The organism is Magnetospirillum moscoviense, assembly GCF_001650635.1.
In the GTDB taxonomy this organism is placed as follows: Bacteria; Pseudomonadota; Alphaproteobacteria; order Rhodospirillales; family Magnetospirillaceae; genus Magnetospirillum; species Magnetospirillum moscoviense.
In genome coordinates, this window is record NZ_LWQU01000166.1 from 1 (window position 1) to 17,618 (window position 17,618).

Genomic DNA, 17,618 nt, shown 5'->3' on the forward strand with positions numbered 1-17,618 from the left:
CGCCGCCGTCATCTTTTCCGATATCTTGAGCCTACCGAACATGGTTCCCCCTGTATCTGGTGGAACCCCAGTGATTCATGGTTGCCGCTGGTTGGCAAGCCCCGCCGAGTCAGATCGAGCGTTCGCCGGTATCATTCCATCTTGAATCACGCTCACGCCCGCCTGTCCAGGCTATGTTAACGCCTATGAGGGTCGAGGGAGGGTCGACGCGGCCCCGCCTGGTACCCGGCGATCGGAATGCTTACTGCTTGACCGGCTCGGCCTTCTTCTCGGCCTTCTTTTCGACCTTTTCCGCCTTCTTCTCGACCTTCACATTGGCCTTTTCGGCCTTCTTCTCGACCGCCTTCTCGGCGGCGGGAGCCGGCGTGGCCGGAGTGGCGGGGGTGGCGGTCTGAGCCAGGGTGGCAACCGGCGCCAGCGACAGGGCGACCAGGGCGGCAACCAGGGTACGAGAGACGCGCATGGTGAAATCCTTCCTTCATCTTCGGTCCGACGGGCCATCCCGTTCGGATTGAGGGATCATCGCCGCCACTGATGGCGCAATAAGGGTGCAATGGTGATTCTTTCGTGGCACGCGGCCATGTTTCGGCCATACTTCGCCGAAACCACCCTGCTGTCGGGAGAGACGCCATTTCCACCCATTCCTGCCGCCTGTACCTGATCACCCCGCCGGTGATCGAAAATCCCTTCCAGTGGGTGAACACCTGGGAAGAGGCTCTGAACGGCGGCGACGTCGCCTGCGCCCAGATCCGGCTGAAGGGCTTGGACGACGACCAGATCGCCCGCATCGTCGATGTCCTGCGCCCGCCGGCCCAACGCGCCGGGGTGGCGGTGCTGCTGAACGACCGCCCCGACCTGGCCTTCGAGACCGGTTGCGATGGCGTCCATATCGGCCAGGAGGATTCCACCCTGGCCGCCGCCCGCAAGGCGGTCGGCAAGGACGGCATCGTCGGGGTGACCTGCCACGATTCCCGCCACCTGGCGATGGAGGCCGGCGACCAGGGGGCTGACTACGTCGCCTTCGGCGCCTTCTTCCCGACCGAGACCAAAGAGGCCAAGTTCACCGCCGACCTTGAGCTTTTGCGCTGGTGGTCGGAATTGTTCACCGTGCCGGCGGTGGCCATCGGCGGCATCACTGTCGATAATTGCCGCCCGCTGGTGGAAGCCGGCGCCGACTTCCTGGCGGTGTCGGGGGGCGTGTGGAACCACGCGCAAGGCCCGGCGGCGGCGGTGGCCGCCTTCGACCGTATCTTCAAGGGGGCCTGATGCAAAGGGTCTGCGTCTTCTGCGGCTCGTCCATGGGCAACCGCCCGGTCTATGCCGAGGCGGCGGCGGCCCTGGGCCGGCTGGTGGCCGAACGCGGGCTGGGCCTGGTTTACGGCGGCGGCAATGTCGGCCTGATGGGCATCACCGCCAATGCCGCCCTGGCCGCCGGCGGCGAGGTGATCGGCATCATCCCCGAGGCGCTGATGAGGATGGAGGTCGGCCATATCGACCTGACCCAGCTGCATGTGGTCGGCTCGATGCACGAACGAAAAGCGCTGATGGCCGACATGGCCGACGCCTTCATCGCCCTGCCCGGCGGCATCGGCACCATGGAGGAATTGTTCGAGGTGTGGACCTGGGGTCAGTTGGGCCTGCACCCCAAGCCGCTGGGTTTCCTGGACGTCGACGGCTATTTCGACCATCTGCACACCTTCCTCGACCACATGGTCGCCGAGGGCTTCCTGCGCGCGCGCCACCGCGCCATGGTGGCGGTCGAATCCGATGCGAGCACCTTGCTGGACCGCTTCGCCGCCTATCAGGCGCCGGACATGGTCCGCGTCATCGCCCGCGATACCGCCTAATGGAAACCTTGCTCGCCTACTGGTCCGCCGACGCCTTGAAGGTCAACGGACTGATCTTGCTGCACCTGTTGGGCGCGCTGGCGGTCGGCATCCTGATCGGCTACGAACGGTCCTATCACGGTCGCGCCGCCGGCCTTCGCACCTATGCCCTGGTCTGCGTCGCCAGTTGCGTGCTGACCGTCATCAACGGCTATCCGCACATGTGGTTCGGCGGCACCGGCCACACCCCGCCCGCCGCCGACCCGACCCGCACCATCCAGGGCATCCTGACCGGCATCGGCTTCCTGGGGGCCGGGGTCATCATGAAGGAAGGCTTCTCGATCCGGGGCCTGTCCACCGCCGCCTCGATCTGGATGACGGCGGTGATCGGCGTGGTCATCGGCGTGGGCTTCTACGGCGCGGCGATCTTCGCGGCGATCCTGACCGTGGCGCTGATGAGCGGGGTGCGCAGCATCGAAAGCTCGCTGCCGCACGAGACGGTGATGCACGTCTCGCTGACCTTCCTGCGCGACCACAAGCCGTCGGCCGAGGACATCACCGCGATCATGTCCAGCTTCGGCTACGACGTCACCGGCTGGACCTTCGACCTGATCAACGAGGGGCAGCGCTTCGCCTACCATCTGGTCCTCAGGTCCACCGGCGACCACGACCCCGCCAAGCTGGCCGACGCCTTCGCCGGCCTGAAGGGATTGGTCGAGTTCCACCTGTCGCCCAACCGCTCGTGATTGAACGACGGGTGGTGCTTGACAGGGGGCCGCTCTCGCCCTATAAAGCCGCCTCCCGAGCGGATGGGAACCTTGGCGACAGCCGGGAAGTTCCCAGCGGCATCATCGGCCGCACGAGTAGATGGGCGATTAGCTCAGCGGTAGAGCACACCCTTCACACGGGTGGGGTCGCAGGTTCAATCCCTGCATCGCCCACCATCTACTCCTTGATTTTCCTCACTTTTCCCAAACTCCAAAAGAATTTTCGGACAGTTTTTGTCCGGAAATCTTCAGTGCGACCTCCAGCGCAGATACAAGGCTTGCCACGTCGGCGAGACTTGGGCCTCCAGCAATTGGGGGCGAAGATTCCTGGGCACGTAATGGCCGTCCCGGAACCGGCCACACAAGGCGCACGCCCCAGCCACGGAAGACAGCATGTCGTCCTCGGGCAGTGGGAGGGTAATGTGGCTCCGCCCACCCTCCTGGACTCGGTCGATTCCGCCCGCGACAGCGCAGGGATAGTAGCCAAGCGGGGTCAACCCCATTCCGCACTCATCCATGATCGCGCAGCCGTTGCGGTAATCTGCATGTCGATAGGCGCGGTCATCGCAGGGCGCCAGATTGAACGGGCCGAAGCTCGGCTGTACCTGGCTCGTCCTATTCGAATTCTCGACCCAGATGTGCGATGGCAAGCGGACGAGAGCGTGCCGCACGCGCTCGCCATATCCAGAAACCATCCGCCTGCTGTGGGCCGAAAAGCCGCAGGACCTGCTGACTGACCCGGCCCCGTTTCCCATGCTGAACGCCGAGGGCGAGAACCAGCTGCGATCCGCCTTGATGGCCCTGGTCGAACTCAGCCCGGCCGACGCGAGGATTTATATCCAGAAGCTGGAGGGCCAACATGCCGCCCGCCGCAGCACTGTATGGGCGCGTCGTGGCGACGCACCACTGGCCATGGCATTGGGGCACCTGGCCAAACTGGTAGCCATCCCGGCGCTGCCCACTCAGGAAGCGAGCCAGTTGGCCGAGGGCGGCCTTCAGCTTTCTCAGGCGATTGACCGGATCATCGTTTCGGCTGACCGCGAACCATGGTGGTGGTCTCTTCCTCGATGGTCTCGGCGTTTTCCGCCACCTCGGAGATCGGCACTAATGTGCGCCCGGCGAGGTTTCCCAGCCAGCAGAACTCTGCGCGGTTGGTGCGCCCATAGCCGATAACACCGATGTCGAAATAGTCACGGACGCCTTCATCGCGCATACAGCGGTTGATCAACTCGTCGAGGGTTCGGTTGAGCGCATCCGCCACCACCTGGGCCCGGCTGATCTTCTGTCCGTTATCATCAACACCAAAGGCGGTGTTCATGGATTTGGATTGATCGACCAGAAAGATAAAGGCGCCGCGCTGGTCTCGGCTGATTTCCTGTGAATAGGCCAAGGATCACGTCTCCTGTGGTTGAACAACGGTAGGGTTAACGCTGGAGGGGATATCTGCCGACGAAATCATTTCCCATCCGGAGCCTTGATTATGAAACAACCGGAGGCCCTGAATCTCACGCGCCATCACTTTAGAGAAGACTATGGCTCCATCAAATTCTTGGACAAAACAGCATGATGGGCTGAAAGAACAAGTGCGGATATGAGACTTATTATTAACTTCACTTGCTGCTGAAGCATCATTTTCCGCTTGCAGACTATTACTGAGTAGGTGAAACTACGCAATAAGACATGTACGTCCTTAGCGCCATCCCATATGTATGTTTTTAGCTCTATCCTAGTGGTCCGATCCCGACAGAAGGTTCAGGGTCCTGAACCTTCTGTCGGGTGAATCGGCCCACAAAATCAACGAATTGTGCACTGGCTCATTCAGGTGGTCGGCGCACCATCTGAATGAACCAGTGCACTAGAGGAGTTAGGTTATGGCCGCACAGATGGCAACAGGTATGGCTGGTGGGACCGCCGCGAAGGCCGCAGCTCCCGCGGCTGGCGGCGCGGCCATGGCGGCCGCGGCTGCTCCGGAAATCGAACGTGAGGGCGCCGCTCAGGCCGCCGGCATGAAGGCCGGTGGGGCCAAGGCCGGCGCTGCCAATGGCGCCGCGGCCAAGACCGGGGCGGCAAAGGCTGCCGCGGCAGAGGTTGAGCGCGAGGCGGTGACCGCCAAGGCCGCGGGCATGAAGGCGGCCGGTGCTAAGACGGCTGCTGGTGGTGCCAATCAGGCGGCCATGGCCGCCAAGGGAGCTGGCGCCGCCACCAAGGTCGCCGCGACCGGCGTCAAGGGCAAGGCCATGGTTGCCGCCGGTGGAGCCGGTGCTGCCGGCGCTGCCGGCGCTGCCGCAGGCGCTGCCACCGGGGCTTCGGTCACTGCCAGCCCCATTGCCGCCGCCACCAGCAGCAGCGCCATGCTGTCCGCCAAGGGTGTCAGCTTGGGCCTCGGTCTGGGTCTGGGCGCTTGGGGGCCGGTGCTGCTGGGCGTGGTCGGAGTGGCGGGCGCCGTCGCTCTTTATGGATATTACAAGAACCGCAATGCCGAGCCGGCTGCGGCCGAAGCCGTCTGAAGGAGGACGAAATGACCGCACAGACTGTCGGGTTGTCGCAAGAAACCGGAACCAGTTACAAGCCCCTGTTGATGGCTGCCCTCAGCTATCTCGGTATTCTTTGTTTTGTGCCTTTGATGCGCAACAAGGATGATGAATACGTTCAGTTCCATGCCAAGCAAGGGCTGGTGCTGTGGATGATCGCGGTCCTTTCCATGTTCGTCCTGGAAATTCCCGGCATCGGAAAGTGGTTCTTCGGCTTCTCGTCCATGCTGGTTCTCGTGCTGTCGGTGGCCGGGCTGGCCTCGGTGGCGTTCCGCCGCGCCTGGAGGCTGCCGCTGGTCGGATATATCGCCGACCGTATCTGACTCTGCTGAACGGATATGCTGCGCCGAGATGACTCCATTGGGTCATCTCGGCGTTAGCGTTTCTGGTCACATACGGCGCCACCAATCGAGGGTGCCACGCAGCAAGGCGGGGCCGTTATCGACAATTTCGATAATGCCCATGGCCAAGGCGGCCAGCCCCAGCAGAATGCAGATCTTCAGCCTGCCGTTCCGAGGCAGCTGATCGCGAGAGATCATTGCCGTATCCCCATGGCGGGGGTCAGCCACAATCGGCGCGGCCGCCATTTCGCTTGGCGCCGCAACTGCATCCACCGCCACACGACGCTCCGTCGGACGGCCGCCACATCCGCCACAGATGACGGATGACCACGAAGGCGGCCCCCGCTCCCACGACGGCAATGGCGCCTATATCCCAGAGTGATCCCCAAGCCATGGCGCAAAGCTTCTTTCATCAAGGGGCGGCGGAGCAACTCCGCCACCAGAACAAGACCTACAAGAATGTCCCGCCGATCCGGCTGGCGGCCAGGGCCAGCAGCCAGGCGAAGGTCAGGGAATAGGCCACCGAGAACCCGGCCCAACGCCAGCTCTGCGCCTCCTTGCCGATGATGGCGATGGTGGACAGGCAAGGCGCGTAGAGCAAGGTGAAGATCATGAAGGCGATGGCCGTGGCGGGCGGCATGGCGTTCTTCAAGGTCTCGGTCAGTTCCTCCGACCCCTTCTCCTGGGCATAGATGACGGCATAGGTCGCCACCACCACTTCCTTGGCGACGAAGCCGGTCATGATGGCCGCCGAATCCCGCCAGGAAAAGCCCAGAGGCTCGAACAGCGGTGCCACAGCGATGGCCGAACGCCCCAGATAGCTCTTTTCCAGTTTCTCTTGTGCCTGAGCGCTTTTCAGCGTCTTCAGCGCCGTTTCCTTTTCCGGGCTGTCGGGAAGCGCAGTCTGTTCGGCGATGACCGTCTCGAAATCCTGGGAATAGGTGATGTCGCGGGGGAATTCCTGGAGGAACCAGATCACGATGGAGCCCACCAGGATGACCCCGGTGACCTTGGCGACGAAGCCCTGGGCGCTGTCCCACATATGGTGCAGCACCGAATGCAGGGTCGGCAGACGATAGGGCGGTAGCTCCATCACGAAGGCGTCGCCGCCGCTGCCGGGGATGATGCGATTGAGCAACACCGCCGACAGCATGGCGGCGACCAGGGACAGCATATACATGGCGAAGACCACGGTGCCGGCGATGTCGGTGAAGAAAGCGCCGGCGAACAGGATGAAGACCGGCAGGCGGGCCGAGCAGTTCATGAACGGCGCGATCAGCATGGCGATCAGACGGGCCCGCTTATTGGTGATGACGCGGGTGGCCATGACGGCCGGCACATTGCAGCCGAACCCCGCCACCATGGGGATCAGGGTGGTGCCGTGCAGGCCGAAATGGTGCATCACCCGGTCCATCAGGAAGCTGGCGCGGGCCAGATAGCCGGTGCCGCTGAGGATGGCCATGAAGAAAAACAGAATGACGATATTGGGTAGGAAAACAATGGTTCCGCCGACGCCGGCCATGACGCCGTTGACCACGAGATCATGGAACATGCCCTCGGGCAGGGTCTTGTCCACGAGCTCGGTGGAAACCTCAACCCCCGCTTTGATCCAGTCGGTGGGAATAGCACCCAGACTGAAGGTGGTCTCGAACATGACCCACAGGATACCCAGCAGCAAGGGAAGACCCAGGGTGCGGTTGAGGAAGAAATCGTCGAGGATGCGGGTCAGCTTGAATCCGGCGGTGGGGTCGCCCTCCTGCTGGCGGGCTTCGCGCAGCAGGCCGTTGGCAAAGGCGAACCTCGCCGAGGCCAGCAGGCCGGCGGTGTCCTCATCATGCTCGTGGGCCAGGGCTGTCTGCTCGCCCTTGATCTCCTCGACCAGTTCGACATGGTTGCTTTCGTGGCGCAGAACCTCGTCATCGCCTTCCAGCATCTTGATGGCCAGCCAGCGCGAGCGCACCGGGCTCAGCTCCTGGGGGTGCAGCTTGGACAGATGCTGCTGGACCCGCTCGATGGCCCCCTCAAGATGGCTGTCATAGTGCAGCCGCAACGGGGCGGCGGCGGGAGTTGTCGAGGCCATGGCCGCCACCGCGTCCAGCAGGGCGTCGATGCCCTCCTTCTTCAGGGCGCAGGTCTCCACCACCGGCGACCCGAGGGCCGAGGCCAATAGGGCGGTGTCGATGCGAATACCGGCCCGCCGGACCTCATCCATCATGTTCAACACGGTGATGCGGGGCAGCCCGGTCTCGATCAGCTGGGTGGTCAGGAACAGGCTGCGGTCCAAATGGCCTGCATCCAGCACATTGACGATGATGTCGGGTTCCTCGCCATGGATATAGTCGCAACCGACCTTCTCCTCCGGGGATTGCGACGAGGTGGAGAAGAAGCCCGGCACATCGACGATGCGCAGGGTGACACCGCGATGGGTAACCTCGCGCGCGGTCAGCGAGGTGGTCACCCGCGGGTAGTTGGCGACGGCGGATTGGGCGCCCGTCAGGGCATTGAACAAGCTGGTGGAACCGGCATTGGGGTTACCCACCAGTGCCACGGTGACGGGGGATTTCATGAGTACAAGCCCTTGGATTCGGGTTAGGATGGACAGGCTTACTTAATGCAAATGCGGATATGGATCTGCCGGGCCTCGGCATTGCGCAAGCCCAGGCTGTAGCCCATCAGGCTGTAGATGCGAGGATCTCCGAGCGGAGCAGAACGATCCAGGGTTACAGCGGCACCGGACACCACCCCAAGTGACTGCATACGGCGCTTGAAAACGCCATCCTCGGTTTCGATCTTGACGATCTCACCCTGCTGGTCGGGGCGAAGGTCGGCAAGGGTAACTTTGTCTATCTGACCATACTGCTTCATAGCGCACCCTAAGAATGAGAATGCGTGTCAGTTTAAGCTGTTTTTTTCTCAAAGCAAAACGCTAAATGTAATAGCAAGCATTCCTGTTCATTCCGCCCCGTCTCGCCAGACAACTCTTATCAGGCATGGATTGGCGGGCAACCGACGAAAAGGCATCCCTTCCATGCCGTGGCGACATGGCGCACAAATGCACTCTCCATTGGCCCGGACGGGCTTCCTCTAAATATTTCCCGCGTCCATCGGGTGACTGACAATTGTCAGTGATGCGCCTCGCCCTCGCCGCTTATATAGGGGCAGCTTGAACGCTTGGCATGCATCCTGGGCACTCAAGGACCAAATTCGATAATTACGACCGAACTTGACGTCAACGCCGCCAGACTTTCCCATCTTCTTTGGGAAGCCGCATTGGAGGCAACCGTGAAAGGCAAAGGGACAGATGAGCCGCTAAAGGGCCACGAGGATTGCGATCTGGGCGCCTGGATTTACGGCACCGGCCTTGGCCGTTACGGCAAATTGGGAGCTGCTGGCAGTTGAAAACCGCCCATAAGCGCTTTCCTCATGCCTTTCCGCCGGCATTCCATGCCCGGCCAGACTTGCCCCATGAATGGAAGCACCTGTTTCGGGGGCAAAGCGGGCGCGGTGAAAGGGCTTGGAGCAAAAGCTGGAGCTGGAGCCTTGGGCCAACCGGGACCGAAAGCCTGCACCTCCCAAGGACGAATTGGCGGTGGCTTTGGACGACTCCGCATCTTGACGCTTTGATTGGCGTAGCCGCTTCGGTAATGCCGCGAGAAAAAGGGCAAGGCTCAGGAAAAGAACGAAAACAACGCCTTCTTTGGCGGCAAAGCCAGAGTCGCATCGATTTTGGCCGCCGTCTTGAGGATGACATCCATACCAGGAATGCCAATGGAAGGAGCCTTGGCCGATTTGATCAGGTGCGATGTCCAGTCGCGAACATGAAAATCCGGGCTGACCGCCAATACCTTCAACATATCCGACCCCTCCGGCCGAGTAAAATCATCCTTGGTCAGGATCAGGTTCTCGCCGTTGTGGTGGCGGCGGAACAACTCCGGCCCAAAGGTCAAAGCCCGCAACGACAGCAAAATGACCAGCATGGAAAAGTGATCGATGGCGGCATCGAAATGCCGAATGTCGCGCTTGGGGTGCTGGAAATTGATGCCGCCCAACATGGTCGAGGGCAGCCCCTTCAATTCGGGCAGGTACATGGAATCATAGTCGATCAGCTTCAGGCGGCCGTCCTGGCTGACCAGGATATTGTCATGCTTCAAATCGCCATGGGCGATGCCGCGTTGTAGCAGATCCAGGCACAGACGGCTCCAGGCCCGAGTCAACCCGGCCAGCGCCGCGGCATTACCCCTTTGGCACAGGATTTCGGCGACAGCGCCAATACTGCGGCCGTCGATCCATGGCATGGTCACCACCGCATAATCAGCATGGGGGGCGACGCGGGATGTGACAAACACCTCGGCCGACAGAAATTGCAGAGGCACCACATAGGGGCACTGGGCGGTCCGGCAAAATTTTGCGACAGCGGAATATCGGCGCGGCAGATCTGGCACTTCACGGGTGAAGCATTTGATGGCGAGATGTTCCCCGTCCCTGGTCACGACCCTGAACACACCGGCAAAATTGCCGGCCAGGAAAACCGGGCTGCGACGGGCATCCAGATGCGGCTCGAATTCCAAAGTCGCAAACCGCCCCTTGGCATTGGCGATGGCCGTCTTGTAGTCGTTGATCAGGGGAAGGGGCATTGAGGATCACCGGTTCCGGGTAAGATCGACATCGATCATGATCAGTGTGGCATCGTCATTGGCCAGCAATCCTTTATCGCAGAGTGCGCGGATACGCCCGGCGAAAGACATATCCGATTTCAGGCAATCGCGCAGCGTCGCCAATTCGCCGGATATGCCTGGGCCCGGCGTGGCGCGGTGGGCACGGGCGGCCTGCCCAAGCTTGCTCTCGCCACCGCTTAACCTCAGGAACTCATTCAACATTCCGCCAGAAGCCTGGGACCTTGGAAGACTGGCCAGGGTCCGCAGCAGCAGATACTGACCAATTCCGTCCGAGGCCAGAACCACCGTCGCCCGATCCGGCAACACCATCTCGCCCCCATGAAGGCTGGCCTCACGCGGCATGTCTTTCCAATTAAGCAAAAAGGGGGCGCGGTCCAGCGCCGAAAGTGTCGCCGGATAGCTAGCGGCCAGAGCCGGCTGCCGCCCTGTCCGGTCGAACACCATCAGCTGGCTGTCGCCATAGCCCAGCCATTGCAGCATGACGCGCCCCCGCCGATAAGCCAACCACCCCGCCACCAGCGTTGCGAATGAACCTTCCCGGATGAATTTACTGTGCCGGGCCGGGGTGGCCTTGGACAGAGCGGCATGATCCGCACGAAAATTCAGACAAAATCCATCCATCCACTGGTTCAGCGCCTTCATGCTCGTGATGGGAGTCTTGGGCAGCCGCGTCACCAGAGTCTCTGCCCAAGGACCGCAGAACAGCCCCGCGCCGCCAGCCCCATCCGAAACCGCCGCCAACAGACCATCAGGCGTCCTCGTCAGCCGCAGCCGGTCCTCGTTCTGCCGCCACAGCAGTTGGTCGCCGCTGGCGAAGCTGTCATTACGGGGCTTAACGACCGATCGGCCCTGGGCGGTCCATGAGAGCATGGGAAGGCATTTCCGAAGCAATGGCTGACTAACCTTGATCCCCGAATTCAACCTGCATCACGGGATTTTCAATCTCGAAGGACTCGACGACAACCAGGTCGGAAACCGCCCCCAGCGCCACATGGGGCTCGAAGGGAGTAGAAACGCCGATGGCCTGACGGGTGCCGATATCCAGCAGTTTGAGCAGCGCCGTGGCGTCGGCATTGTATGCCATGCCTTTGATGATCGGCGCACTTGCCATATCGCGCTCGAACACCTCGCAGATGACGGCGCGATGACGGTTGGACAATTCGCTCGACATGTTGAACAGCAGCTTGGCATAGGGATCGCGCGGCAATTCCGCTGCGGATGAGGGAAACACCACCGGCGCATCAGTCCCGCCCGCAATGTGGCAGTTGATCAGCAACACATTCCCGTCGCAGGTCTTCAAACCGGTCAAATCCCGCGATGTCGCCAGAAGCTCGGCATCGGTATTAACGTCGTTGGCCATTCCGTCGGTAATATTGATGACCACCGGAGGGAACGAGTCCGGATTGTGGCAAACCCACTCGTCCAGGGTGGAATGGGCGAGACGGAAGGCGGCATTCATGGGGGTGCTGTCCACTCCCACCGGATCGATCCAACGCGAAAGAGTGAGCCGCTCGATCAGCACCTGCCCGCGCACCTCGGTTTCGATGTCCACCTCTTCGATCTCCGCGTTGTCGGCCACCTCCGAGATGGGAACCAGCCGACGACCAGCCAAGGCACCCCGCCAGCAGAACTCTGGGCGGTTGGTGCGGCCATAACCGATGATGCCGATGTCGAAATAATCGCGCACGCCTTCGTCGCGCATACAGCGGTTGACCAGTTCCTCCAAGGTGCCGTTCAGGGCATTGGCGACCACCACGGCGCGGCTGACCATCCGTCCAGACTGGTCGGGGCCAAACTCCTTGTTCATGGATCTCGACTGATCAACCAAAAACAGGAACACCCCCTTGCACTCCCTACTGATTTCCTGGGAATAGCTCATGCTCGCCTCCTGGTCGCTCAGTCATGCATGACAAGTGCACGACCCACAATATGTTGATATTGGGCGATTACCATAATCGCCCCATGCATGTACACAGCCATATCCGGCAATGCAGGTCCGCAAACAAAGCAGGCGGTGTTGCGAGTAATACGCATATTCAGGCATTGACGAACTCGCCGCAAAGCCATATCTATCCCTTGTGTCCAAGCTACCCTGCCGATCACCTTGCTGTTACTGTGGCAGAATCCTATACACACCAGAACATTTTGGCGACCACCACAGCCACCACGGGAGCAGCCCTTATGTTGATGGCCCTTGTCAACAAAGTATCAAAGACGGTTAACGGAGGAGCCCGCATCGTATATATCGGATCATTCTCCTGGGCCATATCATCACTTATTTATGTCACAATTTTCAGTGGCTGGAATAATATTTTTTCAATGCTGCCACACGAAATTTTTATTTTAATTCTGACCATTTTACTTCCTATTGCTCTGATTATTTTGATCTTCATGCTCTCACGGATTGTGAGAACCGTCGAAAGCATGAAGTCTGAAATTTCCAACCTGCCCCAGCGGGATCCTGTTTCCGAAGAGGCGGTCACCATGCTGGCCGATCTGTTCCGCGAACATCGCGAAGCCATTGCCGCCCAGGTGGCAGCCCAGGTCGAGGCCACCGCCCAGTTGGTCCAGATCAATCAGGACAACCGCGCCCTCGCCGCGCCCTCGCCGGATTCAGGCGACGCCCCCCCCCTGGCCTTGCTGGCCCAGATGTTCCGCGAATACCGCGAGACGGTGACTGCACAGTTGGAGGCGCAAATCTCGGCCACCACCCAGCTGGTGGAGACAAGCCGCGACAGCCGCGACGACATCGTCGATGAACTGCGCTCCCAACTGGTTCTGTCCCAGAAAATCACCCAAGAACTGTCCCATATCGCCCAAAGCCGGAATGTGGTTCCGGTCGCCGAGCCCGGCCTCGACCCGTCACAGCGGATCGACCGCATGCGGGCGTTGGCGGAGGTGCTGGGGCTGGCCCTCAACGACCTCAGCATGACCGCAACCCAGCTCCTGAGCGAGCACCTGAACGCGGCCCATGGCGACAGGGAGGGAACACGAAAGTTTATTTCGACCCTGACCAACGCCTATTTCGCGGGTGACAAGAACGTCTTTTTCCGCAGCTTGGTCAACGAGGTCGTCAACCATTCCGACCAATTGCAGCAATGCGCGATTGATGCCGAGAATGTGCGCCAGCAGATTTCCAAAATCCTGCGCGAGGCCCGGGAGATCCGCTCGCTGGTGTCCGCCTGCGACCCTAATGATCTGGTTCGGATCGTCTTCGAGGATGGCGAGTTGTGGGCCTTGGAAAAGGCCCTGGCCGAGCACTTCCTCATCGATGGAACCCCCATCTCCGATGCGTGACGAAAGCCGCCGTCCGAAATTGCATGGCCACCATTTCCAGCTTCGATCCAGACCGAAGGCCGATGGCCATTCCATTGCGTATGGGAATATGAGAAACTTCGGCACTTTCACCACTAGCACATCGGGAATCGGTAGCTCCACTTTGGCCACAGTCGAACTTCCGTGAACACCAAAGCCGTCGCACATCCCGACATCGCCGTCTGGATCATGGCGCTGGGCATTGCCTTCAGCATGGCCCTAGTTCTGACTGCGCTGTTCAATGCCAATCCGTGGGAAGATCACACCTACGATCTTGCGCCGCCCATTGTCGCTGGGATGGCCGCCCCCCATCGCGATGGCCGCGAGAAGATGGTCTGCTCCAGCTGCCATATCGTCACCCCCGCTTCCGCCGCTACCGGTCCGGGCGCGGGCACGCTGCCCATCGTTCAGGGAACCCCGGCGCCGCATGTGGATGGACGCGAGAAGATGGCCTGCGCCAGTTGCCACACCATCGTGAAGAAGGGCAGCATTGCCAAGAGCGGCAAGGCAAGCCCCGCTCCGGTGGCATTCCCGCAGGGCATGCTCTTACCCGAGGCGATGAGCGTGGCGCTGGCGGTTGCCCCGGCACCGGCGCCCCTGGGCAACGAAGCACATGAGCGGATGGTGCCCTTCCGCTATCAGGGCAAGATCGTCAGCGTGGCGGGCGCTGGCACCCGCTCGGTCTGGGGCGATATCTATATTCAGATCAACGATGGGATCAATCCTCCCATGTGGATCGACCTTGCCCCGCTCTGGTTCCTGCAAGCGGAGGGCTGCTTGGTCCGTCCCGGTATGTTCGTCAAGGGCACCGCCTTCCGCGACCCGACCCAGGCGAGCGCCGGGCTGGATTACGCCATGAGCGTCATGGCCAATGGCGAAGTCTGCGCCCTGCGTGACAACCATCTCAACGGTCTGTGGGCTAATGTTGGAGGCGTGGATGCCGAAGAGCGGTAACCCCTCCACCGGCACGACACCGGCTGACTTCGCCCCCACCCAATGGAATATCATCTATCTGCTGATGACCGTGGGCGCTCTGGTGGCCGCGCTGTCCGTCTCTATCCAGCCCCTGCTGCTGGATAAGATTTTTGGCATTGCCTTCGAAAAAGAGGGCGCGGTCAACGCCGATATTCAGGTGGTGGCCGAGATCGTCTCCATCGTCTGCGTGGGATGGTTCGGCCTGCTATCCGATCGGATTGGCCGGGTTCGGATCATCGCCACGGGCTTCCTGATCGCGGTGGCTGGCGCGGCCATGTCCCTGCTCAGCGTGCAAATGGGGCTCGCCTTCGGTGCCGCCGGGCTGGTGCTGTTCTATCTGACCCGGGTGCTGCTGACCGTGGGGGCCGATACCGTCCAGTTGCAGCTTTCCACCCTGGTGGGCGATGTGTCCTCGCGGGCCAACCGGCCGCGCCTGATGGGAAATTTGGTGTTCATGATGGTCTTCGGCGGCACCATGCTGTCGGCCATCATCATGCAGATGGCCGATTACAAGGGCGGTGTGTTCATCATCATGTGCCTGCCGCTGCTGATCGGCATCGCCGGGTTCCAGATGACACGCAAATCCTTGCGGGATGTGGCACAGCCCCAGCAAGCGGCGACGGGAGACGAGCATCCCCTTCGGCAAGTCTGGTCGGTGATCACCAGCGACCCGCGCTTGCAATTGGCCTTCGCCGCCGCCTTCTACACCCGCGCCGACGTGATCATCCTCAGCCTGTTCTTCTCGCTGTGGTGCATTTCCGTGTCCGATCTGGTGGGGGTGACCCGCACCTACGCCACCGCCCATGCCGCCGTGATGATCGGTCTGTTGGGGCTGGCCGTTCTGGCGGCAATCCCGCTGTGGCGATCCTTTATCGAGCGCCACAGCCGCATTTCCGCCATCGGGGCCAGCCTTTCCCTGGCGTCGGTCGGCTATATCTGGCTCGGAATGTTCGCCAATCCCTTCAACTGGCTGGTAGCCTTGCCGTTGCTGATGGTAGGCATCGGCCATGCCGGGTGTTTCGTGACTCTTCAGGTCCTGACCGTGGACGTCTCGCCCAAGCCGATCCTGGGCGCCATGGTTGGGGCGGCCTATCTGGTTGGCGGCCTTGGCACCGTCATGCTGGTGCAAAGTGGCGGCTATTATTTCGATGCGCTTGGCCCGCGCGCGCCATTCATCCTGATGGGAACCGGCAAGATGCTGGTGACGCTCTACGCCGCCTGGCTGCTGGCCAACGGCATTGATGAGACCTGCGATCACCACCTTAAATCCACCCGCATGGTGGATTGGAAGCCGCTGGTGTTCCTGACCGCGGCACTCCCCTTCGTCTGGCTGATCGGGCGCAGTGTTATCGAAGGCTATATTTCCAACGGCTCTCTGGGCGAGGCCCCGGTCGGTTTCGTCAACCGCTATCTGGGCGATTGGGCCTTCACCTTCCTGATCATCTCGCTGTCCATGCGCCCGGTGCAGGAGATTACTGGCATCAAGACCCTGGCCAAGTACCGGCGCATGATCGGCCTGTTCGCCTTTTTCTACGCGGTATTGCACGTTCTGGCCTATGTCACCCTGGAATGGGCGCTCAATCTGGGTGACATGGCGAGCGACATCTACAAGCGGCCATTCATTCTGCTCGGCCTGGCCGCGTTCCTCCTGCTGATCCCCCTGGCCTTCACCTCCGCCAACAGCCAGATCAAGAAGATCGGCGGCAAACGCTGGAAAATGCTGCATAAGGCCACCTATGTCATCAATGCCCTGGTGGCGCTGCATTTCATCCTTGCTGCCAACCACGAGAATGGCGAACCCTATGTCTATGCGGCGGCCGTCATAGTTCTTCTGTGGTACCGTTTCTACCAGTGGCGGGGCGGCAATGTGCTGCGCGCCCTGCGAATCGGCTAACTGGTATTTTTGGCGTTGAATTCATTGGCTTTGGCGAAGACATGACAATGATACGTCCCAGAATCATCGTGATCGGCGTCGGTGGCGCGGGCGGCAATGCCGTCAACAACATGATCCTGTCCAAGATCGAGGGCGTGGAATTCATAGCCGCGAATACGGACGCCCAAGCCCTGGGGTTAAGCTTGGCCGACCGGCGCATTCCGCTTGGAGGCCATGTCACCAAAGGCCTGGGTGCGGGGTCACGTCCCGAACTGGGCCGCTCGGCAGCCCAAGAGAGCATCGACGACATCCTGACCGCCATCGACGACGCCAATATGGTGTTCATTACCGCCGGCATGGGCGGCGGAACCGGTTCCGGCGCTGCTCCGGTCATTGCCCAGGCTGCGCGGGAGCGGGGCATCCTGACCATCGGCGTGGTCACCAAGCCCTTCCACTTCGAGGGTGGTCATCGCATGGGCACGGCCGAAGCCGCCATTGAGGAATTGCAGCACGTCGTCGACACCCTGATCATCATCCCCAATCAGAACCTGTTTCGCATCGCCTCTGAACGCACCACCTTCATTGATGCCTTCAAGATGGCCGACAACGTTCTGAATTCCGGCGTGCGTAGCGTCACCGATCTGGTAGTGAAGCCCGGGCTCATCAATTTGGATTTCGCCGATATTCGCATAGTTATGAGCGAGATGGGCAAGGCCATCATGGGCACCGGCGAGGCCGAGGGCGAACCGCGCGCCGTCAAGGCCGCCGAGGCAGCCATCTCCAACCCGCTCTTGGGCGACACCTCCATCGCGGGGGCCAAGGGAGTGCTGATCAACATCACTGGCGGCATGGACATGACGCTGTTCGAGGTGGACGAGGCCGCCAACCGTATCCGCGCCGAAGTGGCGCCCGACGCCAACATCATCTTCGGATCCACCTTCGACGAGAAGCTGGACGGCAAGATGCGGGTCTCGGTGGTCGCCACCGGTATCGCCTAAGCCGCTCCGGGAGAATCAAGCATCGGCGGCCCTCAGCAGGCGCAATCCATTGAAGGCCACCAGAAGAGCAGCTCCCATATCCGCCGCAATGGCTCCCCATAAGGTGGCGATATCAAAAAACGCCAACACCATGAAGACGGCCTTCAACGCGATGGCGAAGCCGATATTCTGGCGGATGACGGCCATCATCCGGCGGGAATGCCCCACCAACCAAGCCAGCCGGTTCAGATCGTCGTATCCCCCCCGGTGACGGCCGCCTGTTCGAGCGGCCCTTGCTCTGAGATTCTGCCAGCCTGATTGGCGTTGGTGGTGGCGG

At 61.2% G+C, this 17,618-nt stretch carries 17 protein-coding genes, 1 tRNA gene and 1 pseudogene; 10 read left to right on the plus strand and 9 right to left on the minus strand.

Features of this window, described 5'->3' with window-relative positions:
• Window positions 1–241 precede the first annotated feature (241 nt).
• Entirely contained in the window at window positions 242–463 is a 222-nt protein-coding gene (locus A6A05_RS15800; RefSeq protein WP_068503423.1) for a hypothetical protein, read from the minus strand.
• Window positions 464–630: 167 nt separating this feature from the next.
• On the opposite strand from A6A05_RS15800, the gene thiE reads away from it, so the two are divergent.
• From thiE to A6A05_RS15820, 4 genes are all read left to right on the plus strand, one after another.
• On the plus strand, window positions 631–1,266 hold the full coding sequence (gene thiE / locus A6A05_RS15805) for a thiamine phosphate synthase (protein ID WP_068503455.1): 636 nt from the start codon (window positions 631–633) through the stop codon (window positions 1,264–1,266).
• Window positions 1,266–1,847, plus strand: coding sequence for an LOG family protein (locus A6A05_RS15810; RefSeq protein WP_068503426.1), 582 nt, complete (start codon window positions 1,266–1,268; stop codon window positions 1,845–1,847). The genes thiE and A6A05_RS15810 overlap by 1 nt, the downstream gene beginning before the upstream one ends.
• Window positions 1,847–2,572 carry an MgtC/SapB family protein gene (locus tag A6A05_RS15815; protein WP_068503429.1) on the plus strand — a complete coding sequence of 242 codons (726 nt, stop codon included), beginning with the start codon at window positions 1,847–1,849 and terminating at the stop codon, window positions 2,570–2,572. Before A6A05_RS15810 ends, A6A05_RS15815 begins: the two co-directional genes overlap by 1 nt.
• 123 nt (window positions 2,573–2,695) lie before the next feature.
• Window positions 2,696–2,770 (plus strand) — tRNA-Val (locus A6A05_RS15820).
• A gap of 844 nt (window positions 2,771–3,614) precedes the next feature.
• On the opposite strand, the gene A6A05_RS15830 is transcribed toward A6A05_RS15820, so the two are convergent.
• A complete protein-coding gene (locus A6A05_RS15830) occupies window positions 3,615–3,983 on the minus strand; it encodes a hypothetical protein (protein WP_245644318.1) in 369 nt (122 codons plus the stop codon).
• Between the two features lie 559 nt (window positions 3,984–4,542).
• On the opposite strand from A6A05_RS15830, the gene mamG reads away from it, so the two are divergent.
• Window positions 4,543–5,100 (plus strand): magnetosome protein MamG, encoded by a 558-nt coding sequence (gene mamG, locus A6A05_RS15835; protein WP_156521101.1) that lies wholly within the window; start codon window positions 4,543–4,545, stop codon window positions 5,098–5,100.
• Window positions 5,101–5,111: 11 nt separating this feature from the next.
• The gene (locus A6A05_RS15840; protein ID WP_068503433.1) at window positions 5,112–5,447 is read left to right on the plus strand and encodes a magnetosome magnetite crystal formation protein family; all 336 of its coding nucleotides are present in this window, start codon (window positions 5,112–5,114) and stop codon (window positions 5,445–5,447) included.
• A 66-nt stretch (window positions 5,448–5,513) separates the two neighbouring features.
• On the opposite strand, the gene A6A05_RS21005 is transcribed toward A6A05_RS15840, so the two are convergent.
• From A6A05_RS21005 to A6A05_RS15865, 6 genes are all read right to left on the minus strand, one after another.
• The gene (locus A6A05_RS21005; RefSeq protein ID WP_156521102.1) at window positions 5,514–5,744 is read right to left on the minus strand and encodes a hypothetical protein; all 231 of its coding nucleotides are present in this window, start codon (window positions 5,742–5,744) and stop codon (window positions 5,514–5,516) included.
• Between the two features lie 172 nt (window positions 5,745–5,916).
• The gene (gene feoB / locus A6A05_RS15845; protein WP_068503436.1) at window positions 5,917–8,031 is read right to left on the minus strand and encodes a ferrous iron transport protein B; all 2,115 of its coding nucleotides are present in this window, start codon (window positions 8,029–8,031) and stop codon (window positions 5,917–5,919) included.
• A 38-nt stretch (window positions 8,032–8,069) separates the two neighbouring features.
• Entirely contained in the window at window positions 8,070–8,330 is a 261-nt protein-coding gene (locus tag A6A05_RS15850; protein WP_068503439.1) for a FeoA family protein, read from the minus strand.
• A gap of 803 nt (window positions 8,331–9,133) precedes the next feature.
• Complete coding sequence (locus tag A6A05_RS15855) at window positions 9,134–10,099, minus strand: protein kinase domain-containing protein (RefSeq protein WP_068503441.1); 966 nt, start codon at window positions 10,097–10,099, stop codon at window positions 9,134–9,136.
• 6 nt (window positions 10,100–10,105) lie between these two features.
• A complete protein-coding gene (locus A6A05_RS15860; RefSeq protein ID WP_068503444.1) occupies window positions 10,106–11,011 on the minus strand; it encodes a hypothetical protein in 906 nt (301 codons plus the stop codon).
• A gap of 28 nt (window positions 11,012–11,039) precedes the next feature.
• Window positions 11,040–12,020: a hypothetical protein gene (locus tag A6A05_RS15865; RefSeq protein ID WP_068503447.1), complete on the minus strand. Its 981-nt coding sequence runs from the start codon at window positions 12,018–12,020 to the stop codon at window positions 11,040–11,042.
• A gap of 302 nt (window positions 12,021–12,322) precedes the next feature.
• Here A6A05_RS15865 and mamY point away from each other — a divergent pair, with 302 nt between their 5' ends.
• The 4 genes from mamY (at window position 12,323) to ftsZ (ending at window position 17,302) form a co-directional block, all read left to right on the plus strand.
• On the plus strand, window positions 12,323–13,438 hold the full coding sequence (gene mamY / locus A6A05_RS15870) for a liposome tubulation protein MamY (protein WP_068503450.1): 1,116 nt from the start codon (window positions 12,323–12,325) through the stop codon (window positions 13,436–13,438).
• A 162-nt stretch (window positions 13,439–13,600) separates the two neighbouring features.
• Window positions 13,601–14,410, plus strand: coding sequence for a magnetosome protein MamX (gene mamX, locus A6A05_RS15875; protein WP_245644319.1), 810 nt, complete (start codon window positions 13,601–13,603; stop codon window positions 14,408–14,410).
• Window positions 14,394–16,325 carry a magnetosome biogenesis transporter MamZ gene (gene mamZ / locus A6A05_RS15880; RefSeq protein ID WP_068503452.1) on the plus strand — a complete coding sequence of 644 codons (1,932 nt, stop codon included), beginning with the start codon at window positions 14,394–14,396 and terminating at the stop codon, window positions 16,323–16,325. Before mamX ends, mamZ begins: the two co-directional genes overlap by 17 nt.
• Entirely contained in the window at window positions 16,283–17,302 is a 1,020-nt protein-coding gene (ftsZ, locus tag A6A05_RS15885) for a cell division protein FtsZ (protein WP_342670028.1), read from the plus strand. Before mamZ ends, ftsZ begins: the two co-directional genes overlap by 43 nt.
• Window positions 17,303–17,317: 15 nt before the next feature.
• Here the strand turns inward: ftsZ and A6A05_RS20275 are convergent.
• Window positions 17,318–17,618: pseudogene (locus tag A6A05_RS20275) on the minus strand (hypothetical protein); the annotation flags it as partial.